We start from the raw sequence: 21,939 nt of genomic DNA, 5'->3' as shown, positions 1-21,939 counted from the left end.
TTTAGTTGTGCTCAGCAATAACGGTAATATTCATTCCGGCTCTTAAAAAATCAGCGTGTTTATCAGTCTCTTTCAATTGAATACGAACCGGAATTCTTTGTTCGATTTTTACGAAGTTTCCTGTTGCATTATCCGGAGGCAATAACGAAAATCTCGCTCCACTTGCAGGCGATAACGAGGTGATGATTCCTGTAAATTCTTTATCATTTAAGGCATCGGCCTTAATTCTTACTTCCTGACCCACAGTTAAATATTGCAATTGTGTTTCTTTAAAATTGGCCGTAATCCATTTTTCTTTGCTTACTATCGAAAGCAACGATTGACCTTCTTTTACCATTTGTCCGGGCTGTAAAGTTCTCTTACCAACCCAACCGTCATAAGGCGCGGTAATTATCGTATAAGAAAGAAACAATGCTGCATTATCTGCCACAGCTTGTTTCGAAGCAATATTGGTTTGCATCGTAGGAACATTGGCCTGCGCCTGAGAAGTGCTTAAATTAGAAGACTGAATCCTGTCTCGCATTTCCTGAAAATGGGCTTGCGCCGATTCATAATCTGCTTTGACTTTCTCTAATTGTTGCGAGGTCGCTGCTTCGTCTTTTACCAAAGCCTGGTAACGTTCATATTCTAATTTTGTTTTCCAAAGATTGGTTTTGGCTGCAGCCAATTGCGATTCTCCAATTGCGGTTGAACTTGCTGTTGTTGCTACGTTTTTTTCGGCCACAACACTACTTTGTTTCGCGCTTTGAACATCGGCCAGCGCCACATTCAGTTTTGATTTGTATTCTCTGTTGTCGATGATTACCAAAGTATCTCCTTTATGCACAAACTGATTTTCATCAAAACGAACTTCCTGAACATACCCCGTAATTCTGGACATAATAGGCGTTACATATTGCTCGACCTGAGCATCATTGGTTTCTTCGTGATTTCTGTTGAATACATAAAACCAAATTCCTAAAATAATCCCACTTGCAACTAATATGCAGGCGATAATTGTTATTAATATATGAAACGTTCTGTTTCTCTTAGTTTCATTTTTTATCTTAACCATATACTTTAAATATCTATTTTCTTTATTCTTTTACTCTATTCTCTTGCTTCTATTCTCTTTCTTCTAAAACCTCTAAATCTCATTCGGCATTATTCCCGCAGTATGAAGCAATTCGTAATGTTTAAGAATAGCATCCAATCTGGTCGAAATCTTGTTGTATTTTGCCTGTAGTAAAGCATTATCAGCATCAACCATTTCAGTTATTAAAACCAGTTGATTGAGGTATTTTAGTTTTACGATTCGGTAATTTTCATTTGCCAGATCCAAAGCTTTATCTACCACCACAAATTTTTCGAGGATTTCCTGGTATTGGGTATGTTCTTTAAACAGCTTATCCTGAATTTCATCTTTTGTAATTTCAGTCTGCATTTTCTGCCATTCAATTTGTGTAGTCGCCTGTTCTACTTTGGTTTTGTTTTTATACAAAGCCGAAATATCAAAATGCGCCTCGATACCAATTTGTCCTAAAGTGTACAAATACGGATTTGGCGGAAAAAATTTGTAGTTAGGATAATAAAAACCATAATTCCCGAAAAAATTTACCGTTGGCAGATAATTTCCTTTAACCAACTTCAGCTCCGTTTTTTTGATATTTAATTCCTGACTTGCGATTCGCATTTCTTCGTTCTGAAAAGCTTTTTCTAAATAAAAATCATACGGATCCATACCATTCATTTTATCCATAGAAGCCGTAGTATCGATTGCCACTTCTTCATTTTCAGGAATCTGAATCAAAGTTTTTAAATCGTGCAATGCGATCTTTATATTTTTAGAATTTGTAAGCGAGTTCAATTCACGGTCCGAAAGTTGTAATTCAGCTCTGATAACTTCGTTTTTAGTTACTGTTCCGTGTTTTTGCAGGGACTGAACTTCTTTCAATCGGCTTTTTTCTTCTTTGATGTTTTCTTCAAAAATCTTCTGAAGCTCCATCATTTTGTAAATCGCCAGATAATTTGCTACCACTTCTAGCTCGATGTCATTTTGAGTCTTTTCGGTTTTTATTTTGGCAATTTCGTTTTCCTGATTGGCAATTTTAATCGCGTTGTTGATCTTATTACCGGCATAAATTGGCATTTTGAAAGTAGAATTGACCTGATAAATTTCAGGAATTGCCTTCGTTACTTCTTTACCATTCAGGAAACCGCTTCCTTTGAATTCTGTAATATTGGTAATTCTGGAGTACTCGCCGTTTAATTCGATATCCGGTAAACGAAGTTCTTTTCTTTCTTTGATGTTTTGCTCTGAAAGCGTAGTCTCTAATTGAGATCTAAGGATTTTTTTATTGTTTTCTTTAGCCAGTTTCACCGCTTCACTTAACGAAACCGAATGAATTTCCTGCGCTTGCAAACCATTAAATGTCAATACAATTAGAAATATCAACACGATTTTGAGAAAACAATCTTTTGTGGAATTTGTTGTTTTAAGGAACATGAATATTTTAAGATTTTAATACTGCAAAGTTCCTTCATTTTTTCGGTGACTGATAATTCTAAAAAGTCAATAACATATTCATTTCGGACAAATGTTAAAATTTTAATTTCCGAAAACGTTATATTAAAACACTGGAATGCAGCGCATTAAAAATATCGCATGATTTAAAGGTTTTACGCAGATTTAAAAAAGATTTAAGCAGAGTCTAGCAGATAATTATAAAAATAAATCGGCGTAAATCGGCGTAAATCTGCTTAAATCAGCAAAATCTGCGTGAAATATTTTTTTTAGCTCGCAGATTTAGCAGATCAAACAGATAAAATACATTAAAAAAATCTGCAAGAGAATAATTTTATTTGTCTTTTAAAATATTCTCACCGTTAAAGTAATCAGAAGGTCTTTGTCCGAGGAATTTAAAAAAAGTATTACTGAATGTCGGTACGCTACTATAACCTACTTCCTGAGCGACTTCTTTAACCGAAAGTTTTCTGTCAAGTAAAAGTTCGATCGCTTTTAGAATTCTTCGAATAGTATAATATTGAATGAATGACATATTAAGGTCTTTCTGGAATAAGCGATACAAAGAGCGTTCGCTATATCCAAATTGATGTGCAACCTCAGCAAACAAAATTGTTTCTCCCAAATTATTCTCTATATGCCTTAAAATTTTACTCAAACGCGGATCTTTGGGCTGTGGTAATTCTAAAGGTAAATTGGTCAGGCAAATTTGAGGCAATATTGCCTTGATCGCTTTGGCAATGGCAAAGTTTGGAGTTCCTTTTTTAAGATCACCATTCCAACGATTTGTAAAAAGCATCATTTGCAATAGTAAATTATTCACAGGATAAATACCTTCACTTTTATAAAATACGTCCTCGTCTTTTTCAACGGGAAAATACAAGTTACGCATTGTTACACTTTCTGACTTGGGATGAATACTATGTTCAACTCCCGCCGGAATCCAGATAAAATGTCTTGCCGGCAAAAAATAGGTTTTGGTTTCTGTAGTTACAAATACGACATCACCTTCGGCATATAGCATTTGCGCTTTATCGTGTTTATGTGTGGGAACAAGCAATTCTCCCATCAAATCATGATGGCAGTAAATGCTTTTTTTATCGGCATCTACTTTTTTGATGTAATACTTATCTAGTTTCTGACCGGAATGTTCCATTGAAGTAATTGAATATCTTTCTTGCGATATATAAATGTAGGGAAATTAAAAAAATTAAATCCCAATATTTTAAAATTCCAAAGCTGGATGAGATTCAACCGCAAAAAACGCTAAGTTTTTTAAAGTATGCTTTTTAGAAAATACAAAGTTCGCAAAGCTTTGTGTTGATCTAGCTTTGCGAACTTTGTGTTTTCTATACGTAAACTAAAATTAAATCTTAGCGAACTTTGCGGTTAAGCTATAAAAACAAAAAAGCCTTTCCGTTAAGAAAGGCTTCTTCCAATATTGCGGTCTGGACGGGACTCGAACCCGCGACCCCATGCGTGACAGGCATGTATTCTAACCAACTGAACTACCAAACCAACTGCGTTATTGTGAGTGCAAAAATACAACAGAAGTTGGATTATACAAGGGTTTTTATGAATTAAAATTAAAATATTTTTAATGAACTGATTTTAAATAAATTCCAATCTAATAAATTTCAAATTTCAATTGAATATCTACGAATTTGGGAAAGCCTAGAATTTTTAGTAAAGTTTTTTCGCACAATTTATCCATATTCTTTTTAAACATTACTAATGGTTTCGACAATTGAAACTTGATACATTATTTACCATCTCAATAATTCGTTTCCCAAGGTTAAAACCTTGGGCTATGTTTGAAATACTGTGAAGAAATTCAAATTGAAACCTCGGGCAATGACTAAAACACCAAAAGCACAAAACCAAAAAATCCGCAAAGCTTAAAAAAAAACTTTGCGGCCTTTGCGTAAATCTTAGCGCTCTTTGCGGCTAAACCTGGGCAATTGCTAAAATACCAATAAGCACAAAACCAAAAAATCCGCAAAGCTTAAAAAAAAACTTTGCGGACTTTGCGTAAATCTTAGCGCTCTTTGCGGTTAAACTCGGGCAATTACTAAAATACCAAAAGCACAAAACCAAAAAATAAGCAAAGCTTAAAAAAAACTTTGTGGACTTTGCGTAAATCTTAGCGCTCTCTTGCGGTTAAACTCGGGCAATTGTTAAAATACCAAAAAGCACAAAACCAAAAAATCCGCAAAGCTTTAAAAAACTTTGCGGACTTTGCGTAAATCTTAGCGCTCTTTGCGGTTAAACTCGGGCAATGACTAAAATACCAAAAGCACAAAACCAAAAAGTCCGCAAAGCTTTAAAAAAACTTTGCGGACTTTGCGTAAATCTTAGCACTCTTTGCGGTTAAACCTCAAAAACAAAAACGTCTTAAATCAAAAAAGCCATCCACAAAAGTGGAAAGCTTTTCATTGGTCTAACTACTAAACCAGCTACGAGTTACAAAGTCGTAGCAAAACAACACAACTAATCTTAGATACCGTATTTGGGCAAAAAAGCCTTTCTGTTAAGAAAGGCTTTTCCCAATATTGCGGTCTGGACGGGACTCGAACCCGCGACCCCATGCGTGACAGGCATGTATTCTAACCAACTGAACTACCAAACCTCTGCGTTATTGCGGTTGCAAAGATAGTACAGAATTTCATTTCTGCAAGTGTTTTGATAAAAAAAATTAAATATATTTTTAAATCTTTAGCCAAAGTTTTGTTTTTCAACTAAATATGTAGTCAATATTTTTTCAAAATTATCGCCCACATTGACCGGAACGTACTTAATTTGGTTCTTTGCACAAGTCAAAGCCAGTTTTTTAAAGTACTCCTCTGCCCTTTTTCCATATTCTGCTTTTACATTATCGGCAAAAATCGATACTTCTTCGCCAGATTCTAAGTCGATGAACTTTCTTGGTGTGTTATCAAAGTCAAATTTCAGCTCTGTTTCATTATCTACAACATGAAATAAAACTACTTTGTGTTTGTTGTGTTTAAGATGCTGCAAAGCATTAAAGAGCTTTTCATCATCTTCGGCCTGAAACATATCTGTAAATATAATGATCATCGAACGGCGATGCATTTTCTCTGCAATCTGATGCAGATACGTAATCGTATCGGTAGTTTTTTTGACTTTTGGCTGTTCTAATAATTGCTCCAGTTTATTGAGCAGCATTCTATGATGGCGATCGCTTCCTTTTTCCGGTGCATAATATTCGTAACTGTCTGAGAAAACACTCAAACCAACGGCATCGCGTTGTTTCTTTAAGATATTCATTAAAACTGCCGACGCTAAAACTGCAAAACCAATCTTCTTTTCATAAAAAGGCTGACCGGATTTTAGTTCAGGATAATGCATTGATGACGAATTATCGACAATAAGATGACAACGCATATTCGTTTCCTCTTCGTAGCGTTTGGTGTACAAACGATCGGTTTTTGCAAATAATTTCCAATCGATATGTTTGGTACTTTCTCCTGCATTATAGACTTTATGCTCTGCAAATTCAGCCGAAAATCCATGAAACGGACTTTTGTGCATTCCGGATATAAAACCTTCTACAACCTGATTTGCCAGCATTTCGAGATGCTGAAAACTGGATACTTTCTCTATTTCCGATTCGATTTTCATTCGGTTTCTTTTTTAATATTTTGTGCGCGGTACAAACCGTCTGTCGCCTGCAACAGCTTTCGTTTTAATATCGGACTAAAATTAGGGTTTTCTTTTAAGAATCGCTGTACTTCATCAAAAGCATATTTCGACGAATATTTCCCAATAGTATTATTCAACCAATCTTTCGGGAAGAAAATATCTCCCGTTCTCTGAATTTCTTCGACCAAATCTAATGAAAACCGGATATATTTTTGAGCACTTTCCTGACGTAAAGGATGATTGATATTCGCCAAACCTACAGCAACCCAAGATTCTTTCTCTCTATTTTCGTCGTCTTTTAATGACTTCACAAAAGCATCACGAACCAATTCATCTTTGAATAAAGAAGGGAGTAAAAATTCAAATCGCTTTTGTTTGTCAGGATTTGTGATTGTAGTTTTCGCTTTATTCAGTATTTCTGTTGCTTTTTCATGTTTAAATATAGCCAAATTCATTGCCATATTGGTGTAATCGTCTTCGTTTAACTTTAAACTTTGAATCACGTTTTCTTTATTCCAGATCGCATACAATTTGGCTTTACCAGCATCTGAATACGCAATCGAACTAAACAAATTAAACAACGTCTTTTTGATATTACTTGGCAAATTAGCCTGCAAACGTTCGTATAAAAGGTCTTCCAATTGTTTTTGTGTTTTGTTTTGTTGCTTCTCGGTCAGGAATTTCCAAAAGACATTGCTCGTTTGACTGGTAATTATTTTCAGAACCAATTCGTTTTCTTCCTGCTGAATTCCTTTTAAGAAACAATCAAAAGCTTTACTTGGCTCAACATTTCCCGTTAAGGTATTTTCATAAATATTAATGTATGTTGAAGCTCTTGCTACCTCATCTTTCAAACTCAAAACAGATTCTATATTTCCGTCAAGCGGAAAAACACCATAACCATAACCATTATAATTATAAATGATACTCAACGGTTTTTCAAGTCCAAGAGCGTCTTTTAGCAACAGGTTTTTATCTTTTATATTGACATTGATCACTTTTACCTGATCTTTATAAACTAAACCAATATCAAAAATCTGAGGCCACACATTTGCTGATTTATCTTCGGCTTGTTGATTTATCTCAAAGCTCGAAATTCTGTTTTTAGCATCGTATTCTATTTTATTGGTAAAAATGGCTCTTCCTGATTTATTTACCCAAACTTCGCTCCATTTTTGCATATCAAGCGGCGTTTCGGCATCCAGAATTTCAACCAGATTATTCCAGTCGGCATTATCGTTGGCGTATTTTTTAATGTATTTTTCGATTCCTTTCTGAAAAGCTTCCTTTCCCATCGAAGCTTCTAACTGACGCATCATTATAGGAGCCTTATTATAAATAATAGCTCCATAAAGTGATCCGGCATCTTTGAGATTCGCCAAATGTTGTTTTATAGGATGCGTGCCTAACGAACGATCTTCCGCGTAAGCGTTGGGATAATGCGCTGTTAAAAATTGTAGATTATGATTGACTTTCGGGAAAATCGGGTTCATGATTTTGTCTGCCATAAAATTGGCAAAGACCTCTTTCATCCAGACATCGTCGAACCATTTCATAGTAACTAAATCACCAAACCACATGTGCGAGGTTTCATGCGCAATGAGTTTTGCACGATCCAGTTTCTCGCTGTCTGTAGAGCTGTTATCCAAAAACAAGGTAGATTCTCTGTACTGAATCGCACCAACATGTTCCATTCCGCCATATTGAAAAACCGGAATCGAAGCAAAATCTAACTTTTGAAAAGGAAATTTATAATTGGTATATTTTTCTAAAAAGTCTACTGATTGTTGGTGTAAATTAAAAATAGTATCCACACTTACTCGAAATTTATCTGCATTGTTTTCGCGATACAACATCGTCATTTCACGATTTCCAGGTTTCTGAGTTACGCTTTTGAATTTTCCGGCAACAAACGAAAACAAATATGTGCTCATTTTATCTGATTCTCCAAAAGTATAACTTATAAAATCTCCTTTTTCAACTTTCTTTTTCACATCGGCACCAGCCAAAACCGTCCAGTCTTTAGGAACCGTTAAACTCAGTTTATAAGTCGCTTTAATATCGGGCTGATCAAAACATGGAAATAATGTGCTCGCACGATCCGGAACTAATAATGTGTACAAGAAATCATCATTTCGGTTTAGAGATAAGTTTCCCGCTATAAAAGAAATTACAACTGTATTTTTTCCTAAAATCAAGTCTTTAGCAGGAATAACAATATGTCCTTTCTCATGAACAATAGCGATATTTTTGCCATTACCCTGAATTGATTTTATATTTGAAGTTTTTTCTTTAAAATCTAAATATAAAGGTTCATTTAAATCAGACAATGTAAGATTCAAAGTCAAATCTGACTTGATTTCCTGCTGTTTTTGCTGCGGAATTTCAAACGAAAGTCCATAAATTACATTAGAGATTTGATGTTTTCGGAAAATAGCCAATTGTTCTGAAACGCCGTTCTCTAAAACAAGATTTTCTTTTTGTTTCGATTGAGAAAAACCAATTGTGGTAAATATAAGAATACAAAGAAGGCTGTAGAAAATTTTCATTTTTAAAGGAATGTTAGATTTGTAAAAATAAAAAAAGTTAGCCACGAATTTCACGAATTAGCACGAATTAAAATTCTTTTTATCACAGATTACACAGATTAAAATGATTTTTTTTAAATCTGTGAAAATCATTTAATCTATGGCAAACTTTTTAAACAATATCAAAGTAAATAATTCGCGTAATTAGTGGCAAAAAAGCATAAAAAAAGTCTGACCATCGCCAGACTTTTTCCAAACATACTAATTCTAACTATCCAAAAATAAAATTATTCAGTTTGTTGAAATGAAAAGCTCGTGTCTCCAGCATAATAATTATTACTCGCATTCGTAGGAAAAAGACTTTCTGTTGCTGTACTTGAGATATAAGCATAACCCGTTATTGTAATATTTCCTGCCACAATTGGGTAAGTTGTTGCAGATCCGTCCGTTTTTGTTCTTTTAATCCAGTCATCACTATTTACTGTTAAGAAATATTCTTTGTCCTTAACTAACTGAATGGGAACGATCGTTTTTTCGAAAGGCATATTTGCTATCGAGACATTCATAGTTTCAGATTTTATAACTGTTTTGGTCGCCACATCCCATAACGTAATTCTTAAGTTGATGTTTGCGTCTGGGATTTTTGCAAAAAATGACGTTATTTTACCCGTTACCGTTGGCTTAAAACTGAAACCATATTCGTAGATTCCTGAGTTTTTCACATCTGTTGCTTTTTGGCTAAATCCTGATCCTGACAAATATAAATCAAGAGGATTTTCGGCATTATATACAATTGGTGCTGCTTTGTCATCATCACTACTACAGGAAATGCTTAAAACTGCAAATGTCAAAAGTGTGAAAATTATTTTTAACGTTTTCATAATAATCTGGTTTGGTTGGTTTTTATTGTAGTTCAATAGATTGAATTACTTATCTTGTTTCGAAGATTATTGTTGAATATTAAAATGTGCACAAACTTCTTCATAACTCATTTTAGAATAATCAAGTTTTGCCGTTTTTGCAGTTGCAGCAGCAACGCCTCCCGGAATTAGGATATAACGCCAGCTAAGGCTTGTTGGCAAATTCACTGTTCCTACTCCACTATGTGTAAATCTGAACAATTTAATTTTCTTGGCAGTAGAAATAGCCGTAATAGTATTGGTAGTTCCGCCGGCATTTGATGTATACGGCAAGGTAAAAGTTCCTGATCCAAAAGACATATACACCAGTATGGTTCCTTTTGCAAGAATATCTTCTGATAATTGTGGCGCATTAATAAAAGTAGACATTCCCGGCGCGCCGTCTATAGTTTCTGCAATTGCTACCGGAGCAGTTATCCATGCGCTATAAATAACATTTGCTGTTCCTGTTGCCCCAGCTGCTCCTGCTGCTCCTGCTAGTCCGTCAACTCCGTCGATTCCGTTTGTTCCGTCATCGCTGCTGCATGAGATTGTAGAAATTGCGACTAATAAAAGTGTGAAAATGGTTTTTGAAAATTTCATAATAATTTTGGTTTTAATAATTCATTAAATGGTTCTTATTTAATTCAATAGCGTTATTTTTGTAAAAGTCAAATGATAGTTAAAGAAGCTTCTTTTTATATGATGACTGAATTACGAGACAAATTTGCAGGATTAAAATCAACCGAAAAACCACTAATAGACCAACAACATTTTAAATAGACAGACGACATAAAACCCGAACCAAATGACCAAAAAATACACTTGTATTATTATCGACGATGACGAAATAGACAGACTTACGGTGTTATCGTTTGCCAAAAAGTTTCCTATTCTGGATATTCTGGGTGTTTTTGAATCGGCAGAAGATGCGCTTCCATTTATTGAAGAACAAAAAGTCGACATCTTGTTTCTGGATATTGATATGCCTGGTTTAAGCGGAATTGAGTTCAGAAAAAAAACGCTCGAAATTCCGGTTTGTATTTTTATAACTGCACATCCTGAACACGCTGTTGAAAGTTTTGAAATCGAAACATTAGACTTTATCGTAAAACCATTAAAACTCGATCGATTTGCACAAACCATAAGCAGGATTGAAGAGTTTATGGAGATCAAACTCAAAGCATCTCTTTTTGAAGCCAGTATTGGCGGTGATACGATTTATATTAAAGAAGGACACGAACAAACGAAAGTCAAATTGCATGAAATCTTGTATCTCGAAGCCTTAAAAGATTATACCTTGATTATCACCGATAAAAAAAGACATTGCGTTTTATCGAGTATTGGCAATCTTTTGAAAGAAGACCATTTTCAATCCTTCATTAGAATTCACAGAAGTTTTGCCGTTCAGAGACAATTTATTCAGAAGATCAATTCAACCGAAATTATTTTAAACAACAATGTCGCCATTCCGGTTGGAAGAAGTTATAAGGAAAACCTAAACCTGTTCTCATGAAAAAAATGGGGTTCTTGTTTTTGTCCCTCATCAGCCTGACTGTTTTTGCGCAGGAAGAACCTAATTTGGCACGATATAAAACTGTCGATCAAAAACTAAAAGTATGGTTAAAATATACCGACACTCTTTTAGAAAAAGAAGATTATGCGAAACTTATATCTGCTGCTCAAAAGGGAGTTTCACTTTCTAAAAACAATCCTGCTTATCTTAGTCGGTTTTATCTTTACACTGGAACAGCTTATGAATTCAGTAATAACCAATATGAAAAAGCACTGATCAATTATGAAAAATCGTGGAAATATGCTCAAAAATCCCATCATTTAAAAAATGAGACATCGGCTTTAATGCGCCTTAATTACATTTATTATTCCATTCGAGATACTGTAAAAGGAAAAGCCTTAATCAATTACATTAAGCAAATTCTTGACACAACCAAAAGTAATTATTCAAAAGCTGTGTTAAATGGAAGTTTAGCCGAATATTACCAAAATAATTCTAAGTATGAAACTTTTATTGGATATCAATTAAAGGCCATAACTTATAAAAAACTCCTTAAAAAAGACAAAATAAATTTAGAGAATATTGGAATTTCCTATTTGCAAATTGGGAGCTCCTATACAAGAATGAAGCAGTACAGCAAGGCAATTGAATATTTAAACGAAGCAAAACCTTATGTTAAAAATTCTCCTTATGTAAATGCTTTTTTATGCAATTATTACTTGCAGAGTTTTGTCGCATTAAAAAAACCAGATAGTATCCAAAAATACTACAACTTAATTTACACTTATCCAACCGCTAAAGATTCGCTTTTTCTTAATTTGAGTTTTGCCAATCGAAGTATGTCTGACCATTACATAAACGAAAGAAAAACAAACACAGCCTACAATTATGCTAAAAAAGCGGTTTTGCTTGGACAAAAATCAAACGATGAAGAAATTTTGATGGAAGCCAATGCCGTATTAGGAACAGTTTTGTATGAAAAAGGAGAATACAAAAAAGCTATCGAAACCTTAAAAAAAGCTTCAACAAATGCCCTGACCTACGATAAGGAATCCTTTGTAAATATTAATAAAAAACTATCTCAAAGTTATGCCGCATTAGGGCTTTGGAAAGAGGCTTTTCATTATAACGAAATCTACAGCAAATCTAATGACGAAATGATGCAGGAATCAGCAAAACAAAGTATTGCCAATGCCGAAGCACATTATCAAAACAAAAGCAAACAACAAAAAATCAAAAACCTTTCGACTCAAAATACCATCAAAAACATTCAGATTCAGCAAGCCAAAAAGCAGCGTTTCTACTTAATTTCAGGATTAATTCTCGTTGGCATTATTGGATTATTATTGTTCAGACAAAACCAAAACCGTAAAAAAACCAATCAGAAATTACAGCTTTTAAATCAGGAACTTGACGAAGCCAATAAAATAAAAGCAAGGTTCTTTAGTATCTTAAATCATGATTTAAGAAGCCCCGTTTCAAATTTAATTCACTTTTTACACCTTCAAAAAGAAAGTCCGGAATTGATCGACGAAGCCACAACTTTACGAATGCAAACCAAAGTCATTACCGGCGCCGAAAATCTATTAACCTCAATGGAAGATATTTTATTATGGAGCAAAGGCCAAATGGAAAATTTCAAGCCTCATTTTAAAGAAGTTCAAATTTCTATTTTATTCGAAGAAACCCAGAAACATTTCTCAGGAATAGAAAATATCCATATTTCATTTGAAGATCCTCAAAACATCATCTTAAATACCGATGAAAATTACCTAAAAACCATCATTAGAAACCTAACCGGAAACGCCATAAAAGCACTCGATAAAACCCCAAACGGAAAAATAATCTGGATAGCCTGGCAAGAAAACAACCAAACTTATCTTTCAATCACAGATAATGGCAAAGGAGGAACTCAGGAACAATTCAAAGCTTTATACGACGACTCAGAAGTTATAGGTATCAAATCCGGTCTGGGATTGCATCTTATTCGCGATCTCGCCACCGCCATAAATTGTAAAATAGAAGTAAATTCTCAGCAAGATTCAGGAACTACATTTACGATAAAAGTTTGCCACGAATTACACTAATTTTCACGAATTATTTTTTTTTACACCCATTTTAAAAGATTTAAGCAGATGGAAACAGATTTATTAATAACTAATATCAAAAATAAATCTGCTTTAATCTGCCAAATCTGCGTGAAAATTTCATCAGTATCAAATAAATAATTTGCGAAAATTTGTGAAATTTGTGGTAAAAAAATACCACATTTTAATTCGTAAAATTGAATGTTAAGCTCAAAGCAATTCGCGCTAATTCGTGAAATTCGTGGCAAAAAAAAACCTTTAAAATAAAAAAGGCTTGACTTTCTCTTGTTTATTGTTTACGCCAATTTATTTAAACACATAGGGACATAGCTTTACATTCCGAAAAAAAGAATACACAAAGAAACACCTTTCTTTCAGATAGCTATGTGTGTTCACACAAATGAAATGCCTTTTTATTACATTAGAAAAGCTATGTTCTTATGTGTTTAAAATATGCTCAATTCAATTTTATTCCAATAAAAAAGGCTTGACTTTCGCCAAACCTTTTTTATATAAATCATAATCTTACGATTACAACAAAGCGTCTAAACTATCTGCGTAGGTTTGTTTCGGAGCAACTCCTACTTGTTTTCCTACTACTTCACCGTTATGAAAAACCAAAACGGTAGGTATGTTACGCACACCATATTTTGCAGCGAATTCCTGGTTAGCATCTACATCGACTTTACCAACAACTACTTTACCTGCGTATTCTTCGCTGATTTGGTCAATGATTGGACCAACCATTCTACAAGGACCGCACCATGCTGCCCAAAAATCTACCATTACTGGTTTATCTGATTTCAAAACTACTTCATCAAAAGTAGCATCTGTTATTGCTAATGCCATAATTTCTTATCTTTTAAAATTATTGTCTGAATTGTTTTCGTTTTCAAACTAGAGTACAAATTTAAAAATTAAATACTAATGAAACACCATTATTAAATTAGTTTTAATTATAAATGTATTGTCATTTATTATACGATTCCCATATTTTTTAAAAATAAGTTATACCTTACAACATATCCAAGGCCATATTTTTAAAATAACGTCGGTTTTTTAACTTATCTTTAATGATCCAGAAAATTTCTTCGAGATGGCATCAACTTTACTTCATATAAAAAACTTCTTTCAATCAGTCCACTTTAAAAAATATGCAAAGCGTTTTGGCTTTTTTATATTAGGACTTATTGCATTACTATTAATTGCGTGTGGCGGATTATCCATTTATTTCAACCGAAATAAAACCGAAATCATCGCCAAGATCAACACAAAAATCAACGAAAACATCAACGGAAAATTCCACATTGGCGATTTTCATTATAAGTTTCTAACCGGTTTCCCAAACTTTACTTTAGCCTTAAAAGATGTCGAGCTCAAAGACAATCAATGGGCAACGCACAAACATACTTTACTGAAAGCTAACGAAGTCGAAGCGCGTTTGAACATTTGGAGTTTATTGCACAACGAAATCAACATACATAAAATCCTCATCAACGACGCTGATATTTATGTTTATAAAGCCGAAAACGGTTATTCGAACGCCGATATCTTTAAACCTAAAAAGAAAAAAACGCCCGAAAATAAATCTGATCGAGAAACGACAATTGATGAAATCGACCTCAACGATGTTCATTTTATTCTTGACAATCGGCTTGGGCATAAATTGTTTGATTTTGATGTTGCGAGTTTAAATACAAAAGTAAATTATGACGGAAGCGATTGGCAAACCGATGTTTTTCTGGATACGCAAATAAAGAGTTTAGCGTTTAATACCGTACACGGCAGTTTTGCCAAAGAAAAAGAACTCAAAGGAACTTTTAATGTTTCGTATTCCTCCAAAAAAGAAAAAATTGATGTCGTAACCCGAAATCTAAAAATAGGAACAGACTCGTTTGACATTATCGCATTTTTTAATCTTGCCAAAGGAAATGCCCTTTTCGGAATCAATATTGGGACTTCTATTTTATGGCAAAATGCGTCGAATGTACTGTCTGCCAATATCAGCTCGAAGCTAAATCGCTTTAATTTAAGTAAACCTATCGACGTAAATTGCGATATAAAAGGCGATTTTAATGCCGAAGGAGATCCCAGAATTGTCGTTCAGGCGATCATAAAAGACAACGAATTGAGTATTCCGGACGGATTAATCAAAAAATGTAATTTTAAAGGAATTTTTACCAATAATTTTAAACCAAAAGACGGTTACAACGACGCCAATTCGGCTATTATCCTGACGAGATTTGCGGGCGAATACGAGAATATTCCGCTTACGATTCCCCAATTAGCGATTAACAATCTCGAAAAACCATTGGCAACCGGAAACGTAAGTTCAGAGTTCGATATCGAAAGACTCAACCAAATCAGCAACGACAAATGGATTCAGTTTACGGCCGGTCATGCAAAAGCCAACCTGAAATTTCAGTTTGATATAGTCGATTTGTACATTACAAAACCCCGTTTTATTGGTAAAATCGATGTCGATGATGCCTCATTTCATTATATACCAAAAAATGTTCATGCCGTAAAAACCAACATACATCTTGATTTTACAGAGAAAGCTTTGCTCATCAAACAAATTACTTATAAACACAATAAAAACACGATTTTCATCGAAGGAAAAATCGACAATTTCCTGAACCTCTATTATGATGCACCCGAAAGAATGATCGTAAACTGGAAAATCTATTGCCCAAATATCGACTTAAAACAATTTCTGGGCGTTTTGGCGACTTCTCAAACCACAAAAGTCACTGCCAAAACCGCCAAAAGACCAACGATTTCGAACCATTTAAGAACCGTAATCGACAAATGTTCTGTAATAATCGACATCAAAGCCGATAACATCAATTATAATAAACTAACCGCGACCAATACCACCGCAACCGTGCAAATGATCGATTCGAGATTGGTCATAAAAAACGGTTCGCTGCAAACTTCCGGCGGAAGCATCACGTTTAACAGCGAAGTAAAACCAAGCGGAAAAAACTTTGCCTTTAGCTCCAACGCGCAGGTAAATCGTGTAGATATTGCGAGTTTTTTAAAGTCGTTCAACAACTTTGGCGTTACGTCTTTTAACCCTAAAAACATCAAAGGAAAACTCAGCAGTCAGGCCAATGTAACCGGATTCATCAATAGCAATGGCGAACTCATCACCAATTCTATGCACGGCAATCTAACGTTCAACGTCAATCAGGGCGCTTTGTTAAACTTTGAACCTATCGTAAAAATTGGCAAGTTTGCTTTTCCGTTCCGCGATGTCGAGAATATTACGTTTAGCGATTTATCCGGCAATCTTAAATTGCGCGGAGAACAAATCGATGTCAATAATTTCACCATTAGTTCCAGCGTCTTAAACCTCGATGCCGAAGGTATTTATTCCTTTGGCCGAGGCACCAATCTCGCCCTCACCATCCCACTCCGAAACTCCAAAAACGACATCAAACTCGCCACCAAAGCCGAACGCGACGCCGTTCGCGACCGAGGAATTGTTCTGCATTTAATTGCACTTGATGGTGATGATGGAAAAATGAAAATTAAATGGGGAAAGAAGGATAAGTAATATTATTTGCAACACTTTCCCGACAATCTTGTCATTATAAATAAACAAGCAAACAATCGTCAATTCACTCAATTTTGTCAATTCCGAGGAACGAGGAATCACACTAAAAACTCAACCAATCTTGTCTATCACGAACTAAGATAACAACCACTAATTCTCCACAATCTTGTCATTCCGAGGAACGAGGAATCTCCGTAAGCAACTCGCCAAAGATTTGCTTTTTTGGAATTTGTAATTTTAAATATTGGAATTTCAATTTTCAGGAGCAATTTCCTGCTGTCCACTATATCTTTTGTGGCGAACCCCGCCACAAAAGGATGCCGTTCCCATCAGGGCTAGGGCTTTTGTTTTCATAAGAAGTTTAGAAATATTAATTAACGCCAGTCAGAAATAATTGGTGTTTTTTTTATGGAAGAAAGTCAAAACTAAAATAATATTGATTTTAAATTATTATTAATGAGGACAATTGTAAGCGGCTCAATTTTCGACTAAAAACTACATTTGAATCAAGCATGTTTTAAAATATTTTTTAGTAACAAAATCCATTATCAAGAAATGAAATATTTAGCAGAAATAATTTTCGGAAAAGATCAAGTTAGGAAATTTCATAATAATGAACCTTTAGATGATTTTGAAAAAATCATCAACTTAAAAAAGTATACTTTCGAAACTTGGGTAGAAAGAAATGCATTTTATAAAGGAATTGGCGAAGCAATGGGCTGGCTTGAATTTGAAGTAATCAAGGAATTCGAAGAGAAAGATGGTAAAGAAGAAAAAGAAGATGATGATAAATTTGATTATTGGGCATTCATTGAGAAATATTATCCAAAGTATTCTCATTGCAACAGCGTTTTGTTAAGTGACATTTTAACTCGAAAATTTTATGGAGAAGAAATTAGCGAAAGCGATGAAGAATATATTAAAGATTGGGATGTTAGAAACGAATTATTTGAAGTAGATAAAGAATTACTTTGTAAGGCTTTCAAAAACTATTTCAATATTGCTTATCCTGAAAATCTTAATTCTTAAAAATTAATAAGAATAGTTAATGTGATTATATTTCACTAATATTAAGCTTCATTACCAAATTAGAATTTATAAATCATTTATCGCATTATTAAAAAATGTCTAAAATCATAAATGTTACTTGTGCAATTATTTTAAAGGATGAAAAAATTCTCGTTGCGCAAAGAAATGAAAAAATGAAATTACCTTTAAAATGGGAATTTCCTGGCGGCAAATTAGAAATTAATGAGAGTGAAATAGACTGTATAAAAAGAGAGATAAAAGAAGAAATAAATATCAACATCGAAGTATTACAAAAATTGACAAATAATATTCATGATTATGGTACTTTTAAAATCAATTTAATTCCATTCTTAGTTCAGTATATTTCTGGTGAAATAAAATTAGCAGAACATAAAGATTACAGATTACTAGAAAGATCACAATTATTAAAACTTGATTGGGCAGAAGCAGATTTACCAATCGTTGAAGAATTTTTAAAACTTGAAATATGAACCAAGGATTATATGAAGAATTAGTTACCAAACTGATAAACTACAAAATAAACGAATTAGATAAAGATACATTTCAAATAAAAAAAACTTCAATAGACAAAGCCGAAGCCTCTCAATTATTATCACAACATATTGGCAAAGTCATCAAATATGCATTAGAAAATCTACCTAGACAAAAAGAAATTGACTTAATAGATAATCAAATAAAAATTTCGAATAAAATAATTCAATTTTTAAGAGATGAATTAGATAAAGCAGAATTTGAAGGTGATTTAATTGAAACAGAAGGAAAAATATTAAACGCTGTTTTTACAAAAGTCGATGCTCATTTTAAAGACTTAGATCTACATTTAAAAGAAATTACACCTTACACTAGGCTAATTCATAGCGAGCTTTTTACTGGAGGAAATGCAGGAACAACTTTAGAAAGCGAATTACGAAAAGAAATATTATCATCGGATAAAATTGATTTATTAGTTTCATTTATTAAATGGAAAGGTATTAGAATTCTTGAACGTGAATTAAGAGAATTTACAGAAAGAGGAGGAAAACTAAGAGTAATTACAACTACATATATTGGTGCAACAGATTCGAAAGCTGTCGAATTCTTGGCATCATTAGAAAATACAGAAGTTAAAGTTTCATATAATACAGGAAATGAGCGTTTACATGCAAAAGCTTATTTATTTCAAAGAAATACAGGATTTCATACTGGTTATATTGGTTCCTCGAATTTTTCTCGTTCAGCTTTAACCGATGGACTAGAATGGAATCTAAAAGTTACGACTAAAGAAGTTGGTCATATCATTGATAAATTTAAAAAAACATTTGAGGCGTATTGGCAAAATGCAGACTTTGAATTATACGATGAAAGCATTCATTCTGAAAAATTAGTTGATGCTCTCAAACAAGGTCGATTTTCAAAAGAATATACTTTTACCACGGCTTATTTTGATATTAAACCTTTTCCTTATCAAAAGGAAATTCTTGAAAAACTAGAAGTTGAAAGGAATGTTCATAATAGATATAGAAACCTTTTAGTAGCTGCTACGGGAACAGGGAAAACTGTAATATCTGCATTTGATTACAAGAATTTCAGGAACAATAATAAATCCTCTAAATTGCTTTTCGTAGCACATAGAAAAGAAATTTTACAACAAGCAAAAGCAACTTTTCAAGGAGTTTTAAAAGATAATAACTTTGGTGATTTATGGGTTGATGGAATTGAGCCGAATTCTAATGAATATCTTTTTGTCTCAGTACAAACTTTAAATAATAGATTAAAAGATCTAAACCTTTCTCCAGATTATTACGACTTCATCATTCTTGATGAAGCGCACCACGGATCGGCTTCAAGTTATAGACCTTTTCTAAATTATTTTAAACCTAAAGTTTTATTAGGATTAACTGCAACTCCAGAAAGAATGGATAATGAAAATATCCTAGATGATTTCTGTAATCGTATTGCAGCAGAAATAAGACTTCCTGAAGCATTAAACAAAAAACTGTTAAGTCCTTTTCAATATTTTGGAATTACGGATAGTATTGATTTGACAAATGTAAAATGGGAAAAAGGTAGATATGTAGCAAGCGAATTAACAGCATTATATACTAAAAACAATATTCGTGTTGGGGAAATAATTACAAATCTTAATAAATATCTAAATGACATAAATGATATTCGTGCGATCGGTTTTTGTGTGACCATTGAACACGCTATTTTTATGACTGAAAAATTTAATTTGGCAGGATTAAAAGCAAATTATTTAACCGCTAAAAATGCCAGTGAAAGAGACAGAATTAGAGAAGAATTCAAGAAAAAAGAATTCAATTATTTATTTGTAGTTGACATTTTCAATGAAGGTGTAGATATTCCTGAAATTGATACTGTTTTGTTTTTAAGACCAACAGAAAGTTTAACCGTTTTCCTTCAACAATTAGGTCGTGGTTTGCGTTTAGCAGAAGGAAAGGATTGTTTAACTGTTTTAGATTTTGTTGGAAACTCGAGACCAGAATATGATTTCGAAAGTAAATTCAGAGCATTAATTGGCAAAACAACAACTTCCGTTCAAAAAGAAATTGAAGATGATTTTCCTCATTTACCTTTAGGCTGCTCCATTGTTTTGGAGAAAAAAACAAAAGAAACAATTCTTGAAAACATTAAAAAAGCTACTTCATTAAATGTAAATCAATTAATTACTAAAATTATAAATTTTCAACATCAAACTAATTTACCATTAACTTTAAATAATTTTATTGAATTATATCATATTCCTATTGAAACGATTTATAAAAAAGATAGCTGGTCAAGATTATGTCAACGAGCAGGAATAACTGATGATTTTGAAAACATAAATGAAAAACAAATTTATTCTGCAATAAGTAATAAATGGCTTTCTACAAGTTCAACGAATTATTTCAACTTTATTCTTAAAATAGCAAAGCAAGGATTTAATATTCATCTTGATGATTTTAGTGCTAACGAAAAAACAATGTTACTTATGTTGCATTATGATGTATGGCAAAATCATGATTTATTTAAATCATTAGAATTGAGCATTAAAGCAATTGGGAAAAATAAAATTTTAGTTGATGAAATTATTGAAGTATTAGAAATATTAATTGATAGAATTGATTTCAAGGAAATAGAAATTAAATTACCATATGATCAACCACTAAGATTACATGCGAGATACACAAGAGATCAAATTTTAGTTGCATTTGGACTAAGTAATTTTGAAAAAAAATCTTCCAGTCGAGAAGGTGTGGCAGAGAATGTTAATTTAAACACTGAACTACTTTTTATTAACTTAATTAAATCAGAAGAAAACTTTTCTCCGACTACAATGTATGACGATTATGCAATAAGTGAAACTTTATTTCATTGGCAAAGTCAAAATTCTTCAAGACCCGATATTGGTAGAGGTTTATCCTATATTAAACAACAAGAAAATGATAAGAAAATTTTACTTTTCATCAGAGAAAAAGCAAATGATGAAAAGGGAAATACAATGGGATATGTTTTTATTGGAGAAGGCAATTTCAAAGAATATGAAGACCAAAAACCAATGAACATTAAATGGGAGTTAAATGAGCCAATGCCAAATTATCTATGGAAAGAGTCTGCGAAAATGTCGGTAGGTTAATGTAAAAACATGATAAAACATTCAATCCTAGAAACTCCAACTGTAATTAATCCGCCTATTAAACTTATAGATATTATTTACAATTGTCCTGTTTGTGATTACGAAATTGAGATAGACATGTTTGTAGATGATAATAGCTTTCTTAAATGTGATGGATGCGAACACATTACCAAATTTAGAATTAAGAAAATCTAAAAATGTAGATTACTTTACAATTGCAACGGAGTTACTTGCGGAGATTCCTCATTCTTCGGAATGACAAAACAGGCGGAAAAAGCAAAGTAAACCACAAAATAAAAAAAGCCACTTTTCAGTGGCTTTTCTCATTCTTACTTATTCAACATCCAAATAAGGATTTAGAATTTCTGCTAATTCATTCAACCAATAAAAACCGTCTTCGACTGATTGGATATTTCGGTTCGATTTGTGCCAGTGATTTCGGTCGGACCGTGCCACCCATTTCGGTGAATTTGTGCCACTATTTCGGTTTGAATAGTCCCACTATTTCGGTTCAA

15 protein-coding genes and 2 tRNA genes are annotated in these 21,939 nt (G+C 33.3%); 7 read left to right on the top strand and 10 right to left on the bottom strand.

The window, feature by feature from the left end; genetic code table 11:
• Nucleotide 1: 1 nt before the first annotated feature.
• From NJT12_RS12740 to NJT12_RS12700, 9 genes are all read right to left on the bottom strand, one after another.
• Complete coding sequence (locus NJT12_RS12740; protein ID WP_271336297.1) at nucleotides 2-1,054, bottom strand: HlyD family secretion protein; 1,053 nt, start codon at nucleotides 1,052-1,054, stop codon at nucleotides 2-4.
• Nucleotides 1,055-1,126: 72 nt separating this feature from the next.
• On the bottom strand, nucleotides 1,127-2,437 hold the full coding sequence (locus NJT12_RS12735) for a TolC family protein (protein WP_271336296.1): 1,311 nt from the start codon (nucleotides 2,435-2,437) through the stop codon (nucleotides 1,127-1,129).
• A gap of 400 nt (nucleotides 2,438-2,837) precedes the next feature.
• Nucleotides 2,838-3,659, bottom strand: a complete 822-nt coding sequence (locus NJT12_RS12730; RefSeq protein WP_271336295.1) for an AraC family transcriptional regulator — start codon at nucleotides 3,657-3,659, stop codon at nucleotides 2,838-2,840.
• 288 nt (nucleotides 3,660-3,947) lie between these two features.
• Nucleotides 3,948-4,021 (bottom strand) — tRNA-Asp (locus NJT12_RS12725).
• A 1,037-nt stretch (nucleotides 4,022-5,058) separates the two neighbouring features.
• Nucleotides 5,059-5,132: transfer RNA gene (locus NJT12_RS12720), tRNA-Asp, on the bottom strand.
• Nucleotides 5,133-5,218: 86 nt separating this feature from the next.
• Nucleotides 5,219-6,145 (bottom strand): DUF58 domain-containing protein, encoded by a 927-nt coding sequence (locus tag NJT12_RS12715; protein ID WP_271336294.1) that lies wholly within the window; start codon nucleotides 6,143-6,145, stop codon nucleotides 5,219-5,221.
• Nucleotides 6,142-8,715, bottom strand: coding sequence for a M1 family metallopeptidase (locus NJT12_RS12710; RefSeq protein WP_271336293.1), 2,574 nt, complete (start codon nucleotides 8,713-8,715; stop codon nucleotides 6,142-6,144). The genes NJT12_RS12715 and NJT12_RS12710 overlap by 4 nt, the downstream gene beginning before the upstream one ends.
• Before the next feature lie 266 nt (nucleotides 8,716-8,981).
• Nucleotides 8,982-9,575, bottom strand: coding sequence for a hypothetical protein (locus NJT12_RS12705; protein ID WP_271336292.1), 594 nt, complete (start codon nucleotides 9,573-9,575; stop codon nucleotides 8,982-8,984).
• Nucleotides 9,576-9,641: 66 nt separating this feature from the next.
• Complete coding sequence (locus NJT12_RS12700) at nucleotides 9,642-10,196, bottom strand: hypothetical protein (protein ID WP_271336291.1); 555 nt, start codon at nucleotides 10,194-10,196, stop codon at nucleotides 9,642-9,644.
• 205 nt (nucleotides 10,197-10,401) lie between these two features.
• Here NJT12_RS12700 and NJT12_RS12695 point away from each other — a divergent pair, with 205 nt between their 5' ends.
• Together NJT12_RS12695 and NJT12_RS12690 are read left to right on the top strand one after the other, a co-directional pair.
• A complete protein-coding gene (locus tag NJT12_RS12695; RefSeq protein ID WP_271336290.1) occupies nucleotides 10,402-11,109 on the top strand; it encodes a LytR/AlgR family response regulator transcription factor in 708 nt (235 codons plus the stop codon).
• On the top strand, nucleotides 11,106-13,196 hold the full coding sequence (locus NJT12_RS12690) for an ATP-binding protein (protein WP_271336289.1): 2,091 nt from the start codon (nucleotides 11,106-11,108) through the stop codon (nucleotides 13,194-13,196). The genes NJT12_RS12695 and NJT12_RS12690 overlap by 4 nt, the downstream gene beginning before the upstream one ends.
• A 531-nt stretch (nucleotides 13,197-13,727) precedes the next feature.
• Here NJT12_RS12690 and trxA read toward each other — a convergent pair.
• Nucleotides 13,728-14,045: a thioredoxin gene (gene trxA / locus NJT12_RS12685; protein WP_041516662.1), complete on the bottom strand. Its 318-nt coding sequence runs from the start codon at nucleotides 14,043-14,045 to the stop codon at nucleotides 13,728-13,730.
• A gap of 247 nt (nucleotides 14,046-14,292) precedes the next feature.
• On the opposite strand from trxA, the gene NJT12_RS12680 reads away from it, so the two are divergent.
• From NJT12_RS12680 to NJT12_RS12660, 5 genes are all read left to right on the top strand, one after another.
• Nucleotides 14,293-16,758: an AsmA family protein gene (locus NJT12_RS12680; RefSeq protein WP_271336287.1), complete on the top strand. Its 2,466-nt coding sequence runs from the start codon at nucleotides 14,293-14,295 to the stop codon at nucleotides 16,756-16,758.
• A 555-nt stretch (nucleotides 16,759-17,313) separates the two neighbouring features.
• Nucleotides 17,314-17,787, top strand: coding sequence for a hypothetical protein (locus NJT12_RS12675; protein ID WP_271336286.1), 474 nt, complete (start codon nucleotides 17,314-17,316; stop codon nucleotides 17,785-17,787).
• 95 nt (nucleotides 17,788-17,882) lie between these two features.
• Nucleotides 17,883-18,278, top strand: a complete 396-nt coding sequence (locus NJT12_RS12670; RefSeq protein ID WP_276598308.1) for a (deoxy)nucleoside triphosphate pyrophosphohydrolase — start codon at nucleotides 17,883-17,885, stop codon at nucleotides 18,276-18,278.
• A complete protein-coding gene (locus NJT12_RS12665) occupies nucleotides 18,275-21,424 on the top strand; it encodes a DEAD/DEAH box helicase (RefSeq protein WP_271336284.1) in 3,150 nt (1,049 codons plus the stop codon). The genes NJT12_RS12670 and NJT12_RS12665 overlap by 4 nt, the downstream gene beginning before the upstream one ends.
• 9 nt (nucleotides 21,425-21,433) lie before the next feature.
• Nucleotides 21,434-21,619: a hypothetical protein gene (locus NJT12_RS12660; protein ID WP_271336283.1), complete on the top strand. Its 186-nt coding sequence runs from the start codon at nucleotides 21,434-21,436 to the stop codon at nucleotides 21,617-21,619.
• The last annotated feature ends 320 nt before the right edge of the window (nucleotides 21,620-21,939 follow it).

This window comes from Flavobacterium azizsancarii (assembly GCF_027980145.1).
Lineage (GTDB): Bacteria > Bacteroidota > Bacteroidia > Flavobacteriales > Flavobacteriaceae > Flavobacterium > Flavobacterium azizsancarii.
This window is presented reverse-complemented; position numbering and strand designations above follow the sequence as displayed.

Bases quoted from the DNA above. Each gene is read 5' to 3' on its own strand.
- NJT12_RS12740 (WP_271336297.1), bottom strand. From the start codon at position 1,054: ATGGTTAAGATAAAAAATGAAACTAAGAGAAACAGAACGTTTCATATA.
- NJT12_RS12730 (WP_271336295.1), bottom strand. From the start codon at position 3,659: ATGGAACATTCCGGTCAGAAACTAGATAAGTATTACATCAAAAAAGTA.
- NJT12_RS12715 (WP_271336294.1), bottom strand. From the start codon at position 6,145: ATGAAAATCGAATCGGAAATAGAGAAAGTATCCAGTTTTCAGCATCTC.
- NJT12_RS12710 (WP_271336293.1), bottom strand. From the start codon at position 8,715: ATGAAAATTTTCTACAGCCTTCTTTGTATTCTTATATTTACCACAATT.
- NJT12_RS12705 (WP_271336292.1), bottom strand. From the start codon at position 9,575: ATGAAAACGTTAAAAATAATTTTCACACTTTTGACATTTGCAGTTTTA.
- NJT12_RS12700 (WP_271336291.1), bottom strand. From the start codon at position 10,196: ATGAAATTTTCAAAAACCATTTTCACACTTTTATTAGTCGCAATTTCT.
- NJT12_RS12695 (WP_271336290.1), top strand. From the start codon at position 10,402: ATGACCAAAAAATACACTTGTATTATTATCGACGATGACGAAATAGAC.
- NJT12_RS12690 (WP_271336289.1), top strand. From the start codon at position 11,106: ATGAAAAAAATGGGGTTCTTGTTTTTGTCCCTCATCAGCCTGACTGTT.
- trxA (WP_041516662.1), bottom strand. From the start codon at position 14,045: ATGGCATTAGCAATAACAGATGCTACTTTTGATGAAGTAGTTTTGAAA.
- NJT12_RS12680 (WP_271336287.1), top strand. From the start codon at position 14,293: ATGGCATCAACTTTACTTCATATAAAAAACTTCTTTCAATCAGTCCAC.
- NJT12_RS12675 (WP_271336286.1), top strand. From the start codon at position 17,314: ATGAAATATTTAGCAGAAATAATTTTCGGAAAAGATCAAGTTAGGAAA.
- NJT12_RS12670 (WP_276598308.1), top strand. From the start codon at position 17,883: ATGTCTAAAATCATAAATGTTACTTGTGCAATTATTTTAAAGGATGAA.
- NJT12_RS12665 (WP_271336284.1), top strand. From the start codon at position 18,275: ATGAACCAAGGATTATATGAAGAATTAGTTACCAAACTGATAAACTAC.
- NJT12_RS12660 (WP_271336283.1), top strand. From the start codon at position 21,434: ATGATAAAACATTCAATCCTAGAAACTCCAACTGTAATTAATCCGCCT.